General features: G+C 70.1%; 5 protein-coding genes. 3 read left to right on the plus strand and 2 right to left on the minus strand.

What is annotated here, in order from left to right:
* Positions 1 to 174 precede the first annotated feature (174 nt).
* Positions 175 to 1491, minus strand: coding sequence for a helicase-associated domain-containing protein (locus tag ACIF9R_RS12185; protein WP_399977887.1), 1317 nt, complete (start codon positions 1489 to 1491; stop codon positions 175 to 177).
* Complete coding sequence (locus ACIF9R_RS12190; protein ID WP_399977890.1) at positions 1488 to 2216, minus strand: hypothetical protein; 729 nt, start codon at positions 2214 to 2216, stop codon at positions 1488 to 1490. Before ACIF9R_RS12190 ends, ACIF9R_RS12185 begins: the two co-directional genes overlap by 4 nt.
* A gap of 233 nt (positions 2217 to 2449) precedes the next feature.
* On the opposite strand from ACIF9R_RS12190, the gene ACIF9R_RS12195 reads away from it, so the two are divergent.
* The 3 genes from ACIF9R_RS12195 (at position 2450) to ACIF9R_RS12205 (ending at position 6474) form a co-directional block, all read left to right on the plus strand.
* On the plus strand, positions 2450 to 4789 hold the full coding sequence (locus ACIF9R_RS12195; protein WP_399977892.1) for a 2OG-Fe(II) oxygenase: 2340 nt from the start codon (positions 2450 to 2452) through the stop codon (positions 4787 to 4789).
* Between the two features lie 53 nt (positions 4790 to 4842).
* A complete protein-coding gene (locus ACIF9R_RS12200) occupies positions 4843 to 5052 on the plus strand; it encodes a hypothetical protein (RefSeq protein WP_399977894.1) in 210 nt (69 codons plus the stop codon).
* Between the two features lie 723 nt (positions 5053 to 5775).
* Positions 5776 to 6474, plus strand: coding sequence for a 2-phosphosulfolactate phosphatase (locus ACIF9R_RS12205; protein WP_399977896.1), 699 nt, complete (start codon positions 5776 to 5778; stop codon positions 6472 to 6474).
* Positions 6475 to 6646: the final 172 nt, after the last annotated feature.

A 6646-nucleotide genomic window follows, 5' to 3' on the forward strand; every position in this document is an offset into this window, starting at 1 on the left:
CTCATGACGCTGTGGATGCGGGAGAGAGTGAGACGCGCTCGGCGTCCCGACGATGGCACCAGGCTCCGAGGCAGGGCAGGTCGAGCACGAGGCGGCTGAGGCTGCGTACGGGCCGGTTGCCGGAGGCGGCGATGTACTCGACCGTGATGGCCGCACCGGCGGCGATGGCGTGTGTCAGCCGACGGGGTAGCCCTGGGCAAGGGCGGACTTGCGGAAGGCGGAGAGCTTGTCGAGGGGGATGGCGAGGTGTCGTTCGCCGAGACGGGTGCAGTGGGTACGGGTGCGGCGGTCGGTGGCGAGGAGGGCCGCGACGGCGGGGTCCGCGCACTCGACGAGGTGTACCGGCCCGGTGTCACGGACCTGGCCGACGCGGCGGGCGGCGTCGTCCAGCAGGGTGGTGACCGTCTGCGGGAGCGGAGCGGCGCCGGCCTCCAGATGGTGACGGAGTTCGGAGAGGTCGCGGCCCGAGCCGACGGCGGCGAGCAGCGAGGCGGAGGTCAGAGCCCACACGCGGTCGCCGGTGCGCTCGGCGAAGGCGTCGAGGAGGAGGCTCTCGGCGGGGGTGAGTCCGTCGAGGGCCACCACGTCGTGGTTGGGGAGCACCTTCAGACCGCCAGAACTCTTCGGGACGGTGTCGGCCGGTGCGGGGGCGGGGAGGTAGGTGGCGGCCTGCCCGGTGGCGTAGGCGCCGAGCGGGTTGAGGCGGAGGGCGAGGAGGCCGTCGTAGCGGCTGATGCAGTCGGTCCAGTCGGCGCCCCAGTTGTCGCGGTAGTCGTCGCGGGCGCCCACTGGCGGCCGGTAGTCCACATCGATCAGGCCGAGGACGGCGGCGTACTCGAAGAGCACGGCGAGGGTGTAGCGGCCCTGGAGGAGTTCCCAGTTGTGGAACCCGTCGTAGCCGAGGCTGCCGTACTCGGGGTCCTCCAGGTAGAGCTTCCACAGGGCGCGCTCGGTGCGGGCGATCCCGGGATCGTGACCAGCCTTGCGCATGGTGCGGAAGAGTGTGTCGACATCGGTCCACTCACCGGATGCGCAGGCGGCCAGGGCCTTGCCGACCTGGGCCCGGCGCGGCTTGACGGCGGTGAGGACGTTCGCCGCGCGCTGGCCCTTGATCGCTTCGACGCGAGAGAACTCGTTGATCACACCGTGGCTGAGCCAGCGCCGCCACAGCAGGGCGAGCGTGTCGTGGGCCGGTTTGGTCAGCGCCGCCCTGCCGCGTGCGGTCAGTGCGAGTTTGCCGGAAGCGAGTTCGGCGAGCCCGCCGGCCTGGAGCAGCAGCGGCCAGGCGAAGGAGGCGATGGGTTCCTCGGCGTAGAAGTCGCCGCTGCTGAGCGCTTCCGCGACCGTCTTGACTGTCGCCGCGGACGGCCGGAGTGTCTTCTCGCTGCAGCGCAGTCGGCCCACCGCGCACAACTGGAGCACCGCCCGCAGATTGGCCTGTGCCTCGTGCTCGGTCGTGCGCACCTGACGCTCGTCGTGGTCGCCGGTCACAGCGGCCCCGTACCCACGACGTAGTCGTAGTTCCCGGCGCCGCAGGTGCGCTCCAGCGTCCGTACGATCTTCCGGGCGTCGTCGCGTGGGCCGTTGATGTAGAAGGGCTTGCCCTGGCGGCCGAAGCCGACCTGCGGGGCCGCCGGGCCGGGCTCACCGAGGTGTACGGAGACCTGCGCGAAGTCCGGCGCGGGCTCGAAGCCGAGGGCGCGCGCGTAGGCCACCCCACCGTGCACGATGCTCTGCGCCTGCTCCAGGCCGATCCGCAGCGGAGGTCGGTCGAACGCCCGGTAGTAGTCGCGTACGTAGGCGTCCAGTGATCCTCCGCCCATCACCTGCGGGCCGACGGTGTCCTTGACGCCGAGGCAGTAGACGTCGACGAGGAACCCGCAGACGGTGACCCGGCTGGCCCGCTCCTGGCGGGCGATCAGGACCTGGGCGAAACCGGCGACCCCGGGATCCCCGGCGACCTCGTCGTCCGCGCGCGCCCAGTCGGGGGCCGCGGACAGCTCCAGGTCCGTGCTCCAGCCGCCGCTCACCCAGCAGCCCACCACCGGGCGCGCGGCCGGTGCGGCCGTGCTCTGCTGTTCGTGGGCCACCTGGCGTACCAGCGCGCCGGCCCGGGCCGGCTTCAGCCCGAGGGCCCGTGCGATCTGCTTCGGTCCGCTCCCCTTCTCCCGCAGCGACCGTACCTGGGACAGCAGTTGAGCATCGTCGTCGTTCACGGGGCCATTGTTCCGCAGCGCCGGGGCGCTAGGTGCGGGAGTCGGCTGTTCCCGTTGTCCCCGGATGGGGGACGTACATGGGCACGTAGGTCCGAGCCGGCGTATCCCGACCCCGTCCGTCCGTCCTTGCAGGGCAAGGCGTTCCCGTACGGGTGAGACGGCCACCCGCGGTCCCGATGCTCCGTAGAGTCGGGGCGAGGCGGCACGGCCGTGGGAAAAGGGAGGGCGGAGTGATGACCAAGAGCGCGAGGGAGCGGCTGGGCGCGCTCCTCGGCGGTGCGAAGGCGACGGAGTTCAGCGCCCGGCTCGAAGCACCGGCGGACGGCGTCCGCCTTGAGGTGGCCGGGGTCGGACCGGTGCGTCTGCCGCTGCGCGCGCCGCAGGTGAAGAAGCTGATCGCGGTGGCGCGTCCGGCGCTGTTCGGCCGGGGGGAGGACACCCTGAGCGACAGCAGTGTGCGCGACACCTGGCAGATCCCGCCGGACCAGGTCACGCTGGGCGGCCCGGCCTGGCCGACGCTGCTCGACGGCGCGCTGGAGTACTTCCGGGACGAGCTCGGGCTGCCCGCGTCGACCCGGCTGAGGGCCGAGCCGCACGCGCTCCTCGTATACGGCAAGGGGCAGTTCTTCCTCCCTCACCAGGACTCGGAGAAGGACGACGCCATGGTGGGCACGCTGGTGCTGTCGCTGCCCTCGGCCCATACCGGCGGCGAGCTGGTCATCGGGCACGCCGGGCAGAGCCGGACCTACCGTGCGTCGAGGACGGAGCTGAGCCTGGTGGCCTTCTACGCCGACTGCCCGCACGAGGTGACACCGGTCAGGACCGGCTACCGGGTGACCCTCACGCTCAACCTGCTGGCCGAGCGAGCCGCCCCGGAGCAGGAGTCCGGCCCGCTCGACGACCTGGCGCACTGCCTGGAACAGCACTTCGACACACCGGCCAGGCCGCGCTACGGCGGCCCGTACTCCGATCCGCCCCGTCGTCTCGTCTACCTGCTCGATCACGAGTACACGCAGCGGGGTCTCGGCTGGGGCCGGCTCAAGGGCGCCGACGCGGAGCGTGCCGCGCTGCTGCGCGCCGCGGCGGCCCAGGCGGGGTGCGAGACGGTACTCGCCCTCGCCGAGGTGAAGGAGACCTGGGACGCCACTCCGGCCGGATACGACCCCTGGGACGACTACGGCTACGACGAGGAGGAGGACGGAGAGGAAGAGGGGGAGGAAGCAGCGGCGGTCGACGGCGCGGGTGCCGACGAGGGCTACGAGCTGGGCGAGCTGATCGACGACGAGATCACCCTCGGCTGGTGGACCGGTCCGGACGGCGCCGACGGCGAGGAGGTCTCGCTCTACGTCCGCGACCACGAGAGCTGCGCCAGTACCCCGAGTACGGACCTGAAGCCCTATGACTCCCAGTACGAGGGCTACATGGGCAACTACGGCAACACACTGGACCGCTGGTACCGGCGGGCCGCGGTCGTGGTGTGGCCACGGGAGCGGGCCTTCGCGGCGCGCGGCGAGGCCGGATCACGGTGGGCACTCGAGGAACTGCAGGCCCGTATCACCACGGGTGACCGGGACGGCGCACGTGCCGCGGCCGAGTCCCTCGCGCCGTTCTGGAAGGGCAATGGTGTAAAGCCCGGGCAGCTGGGGAGCGCGCTGCGGGTGGCCGAAAGCCTTCGGGCGCCCGGGACCGCCGCGATGCTCCTTGAGCCGTTCCGGATCGACGCGCTCACTCCGGAACACGCGGACGACCTGGCCGCGGTGGCGAAGCGGTACGGCGTCCCGTGGCTGGGCCAGGTCACCGAGGGCTGGTTCGGCGGCGCGCGGAACCGCTTCGAGGAACACCGGTACGACTGGACCGGGCGGCTTCCCCAGCTGTGCGCGGCGCTGTGCTCCGCCCGGAGTCCGGCGGTGGCCCAGCTGCTGTTGACCGGCGCCTGGACCCAGGTGGACGGTGAGCTGCGGCTGTGGGCCGCAACCGGGCCGGCCGAGATCCGCCGCGCGCGGTTGGACCGGCTGAGCCTGCCGCTGCTGCGCATCCTGGAAGCGGCTGATGCTCAGCTGCGCGGCCGGATCATGGCGGCGTTGCGTTCCTGCCAGGACACGGTCCTGGAGTGCCTGCTGCCGATGCTGCGTCACGCGGCGCGGGAACAGACGGAGGGCGAGCTTCGGTCGGCGGGGCTCGGAGCGGTGGCGCGGGAGTGCGGGGACCGGCTCGGCGCGCTCGCGCGACGGGCGCCGCGCTCCGCGGACGACTGGTCGGTGGCGTGGACCGGGTGCGGCTGTGAGTTGTGCGGCGGCCTGGGCGAGTTTCTCGGCTCCCGGTCGCGGCGGACGCTGGAGTGGCCGCTGGCGAAGGACGGGCGGCGGCACGTGCACAGCAGGATCGACACGGCCGAGCTGCCCGTAAGCCATGTGACCAGGAGGCAGGGACGCCCGTACACGCTGGTGCTGACGAAGACCGAGGAGCTGTTCACGCGCGAGCGGGCGACCCGCCGTCAGGCCGGAGCCGACCTGGCCTGGCTGGCCTCGACATGGGACCTTTCCGGCGAGGCCGGAGTCGACACGAGGCCGTGACACGAGACGCGGGCGCGACGTCGGCGAAGGCCGCAAGGAACTCCCCGCCCAGGGTGGCGCCGATGCCGGGGACGCCCTGGACTGTCAGCGAGTTCGTGTTCGCGAAACTGGCCTTCGACGAGTTCGTCCAAATCGGCGATCTGCTCGTTGAGGGCCATCACGTCCCTGACCGGGGCGTTGTCTGCCCTGCTGAGGATCGTCAGTTGATCGTGTTGGTCCTGACCGTCGGCAATCGCCGGGACGTCCACAGCCAAGTTCCATAGGACCTCTGCAGCGCAAGTCGGTGCCGACCGCCCGCCGGGAGTCGCGGGACGTACGCCCGCCTGTCGGTCGATATGTTCCGAATGTCGCCTATAAATGCAACCAGAACTGCAACCAGCGTATGACGAGGAGCCGAGCCGCGATTGCGGCTCGGCTCCTCGTTTCGCCTGGTCAGGCGGCTGCGGAGGATACGAGATTCGAACTCGTGAAGGGTTGCCCCCAACACGCTTTCCAAATGTTCGTTCGGGTGTTCGGGACGGCCCGTCAACGTCCTGACCTGGGCCGAGAGGGCCCGATGGAAGTCATCCGGACGCCCCTGAACAGAGGCGAATGCAACCCAAACTGCAACCCTCGGGGTGCCAGCGGATCGGTCGTGTCCCGCGACGTGGTGTAGGGGATCAAGCGTTCCGCGTTCCGGTTCGAGGCGCAGGACGATCTGCGTGGAGACGGCAGTCCACGAGACCTCCTGGCAGGGCGAGTTGGACACCCGATCGCACCGAGCCACCGCCCCTGGCCTGCGGATTCCGGCGCCTTGATCCCCTACACCACTTGGCGGGACGCCACCAGCGGATCCGCCCTTCTGGCACCTGCGCCACCTGGCCGAACACCATAACCCCGCCGATACCGGCTCCCTCGGCACGCCGCGTCACCACCGAACGTGAGACAGGGCCGATGACCGTACAGACCCTGCTCTTCGGATGATCCAGGGGCGTCAGAATGGTGCGATGGACCATCACTTCGTTGGCATCCCAGAGTTGACCGACGTTCCCCGTGTTGCTGTCGTCATCGACGTCATGCGCGCCTTCACCGTGGCTGCCTGGGCCTTCTCGCGTGGCGTCGAGAGGATCGTCCTGGCCTCGACGGAGAGTGAGGCACTTGCCTTGAAGGAGAGCCGCCCGGGTTGGCTGGCTTTGAAGGACGGAGCTCCAGCAGCGGGCTTCGACGCGGTGAACTCACCCGGCTTGCTCAGGTCATGCGATTTCGCTGGGCGCACGCTGGTGCAGAAGACGACGGCAGGCACCGTGGGCGCGCTGGCCGTCGCGAACGCGCCGCTGGTCTTGTGCGCGAGCTTCGTGGTGGCCGGCCCGACCGCGCGGTTCCTGCAGACCAAGGATTCCGGTCCGGTGACGTTCGTTGTCACCGGCGAGGGAGGCCAGGCCGATGAGGACCTGGCCTGCGCTGAATACATTGGTCAATGTATGGCCGGAGGTGATGTCGAGGCGGCCCCGTATCTCCACCGCGCGAGGACTTCTCGTGCCGCGGCAGACCTCGCCGGTGGCCTGCGGAGCGGATATCACCCAGACGATGTCGATCTCTGCTTGGAAATCGACAGGTTCTCCTTTGCGATGATGGCTCGCCAGGAAGAGTCCCTAACGGTGCTCCGTCCCGTTGCGGTGCCTGACATCCCGTCCAGTATCCGCTGACCTGCTGGAACTTTGGACTTTCAAGCGGCGGAGCTCACTCGATCAGGGCGGGCTCTGCCGCCCGCGCCACTCGCTAGTACTCCAGCCGTAGATCGTGATCTTGCCGGTGGGGTCGGCTGAGAGACAGGTACAGCCACCGCTGATCATCGGTGTGTGAAGACTGAAGATCGTG

Origin of the sequence: Streptomyces sp. NPDC086080 (assembly GCF_044540255.1) — a bacterium.
Classification (GTDB): domain Bacteria; phylum Actinomycetota; class Actinomycetes; order Streptomycetales; family Streptomycetaceae; genus Streptomyces.

Bases quoted from the DNA above. Each gene is read 5' to 3' on its own strand.
- ACIF9R_RS12205 (WP_399977896.1), top strand. From the start codon at position 5,776: ATGGACCATCACTTCGTTGGCATCCCAGAGTTGACCGACGTTCCCCGT.
- ACIF9R_RS12195 (WP_399977892.1), top strand. From the start codon at position 2,450: ATGACCAAGAGCGCGAGGGAGCGGCTGGGCGCGCTCCTCGGCGGTGCG.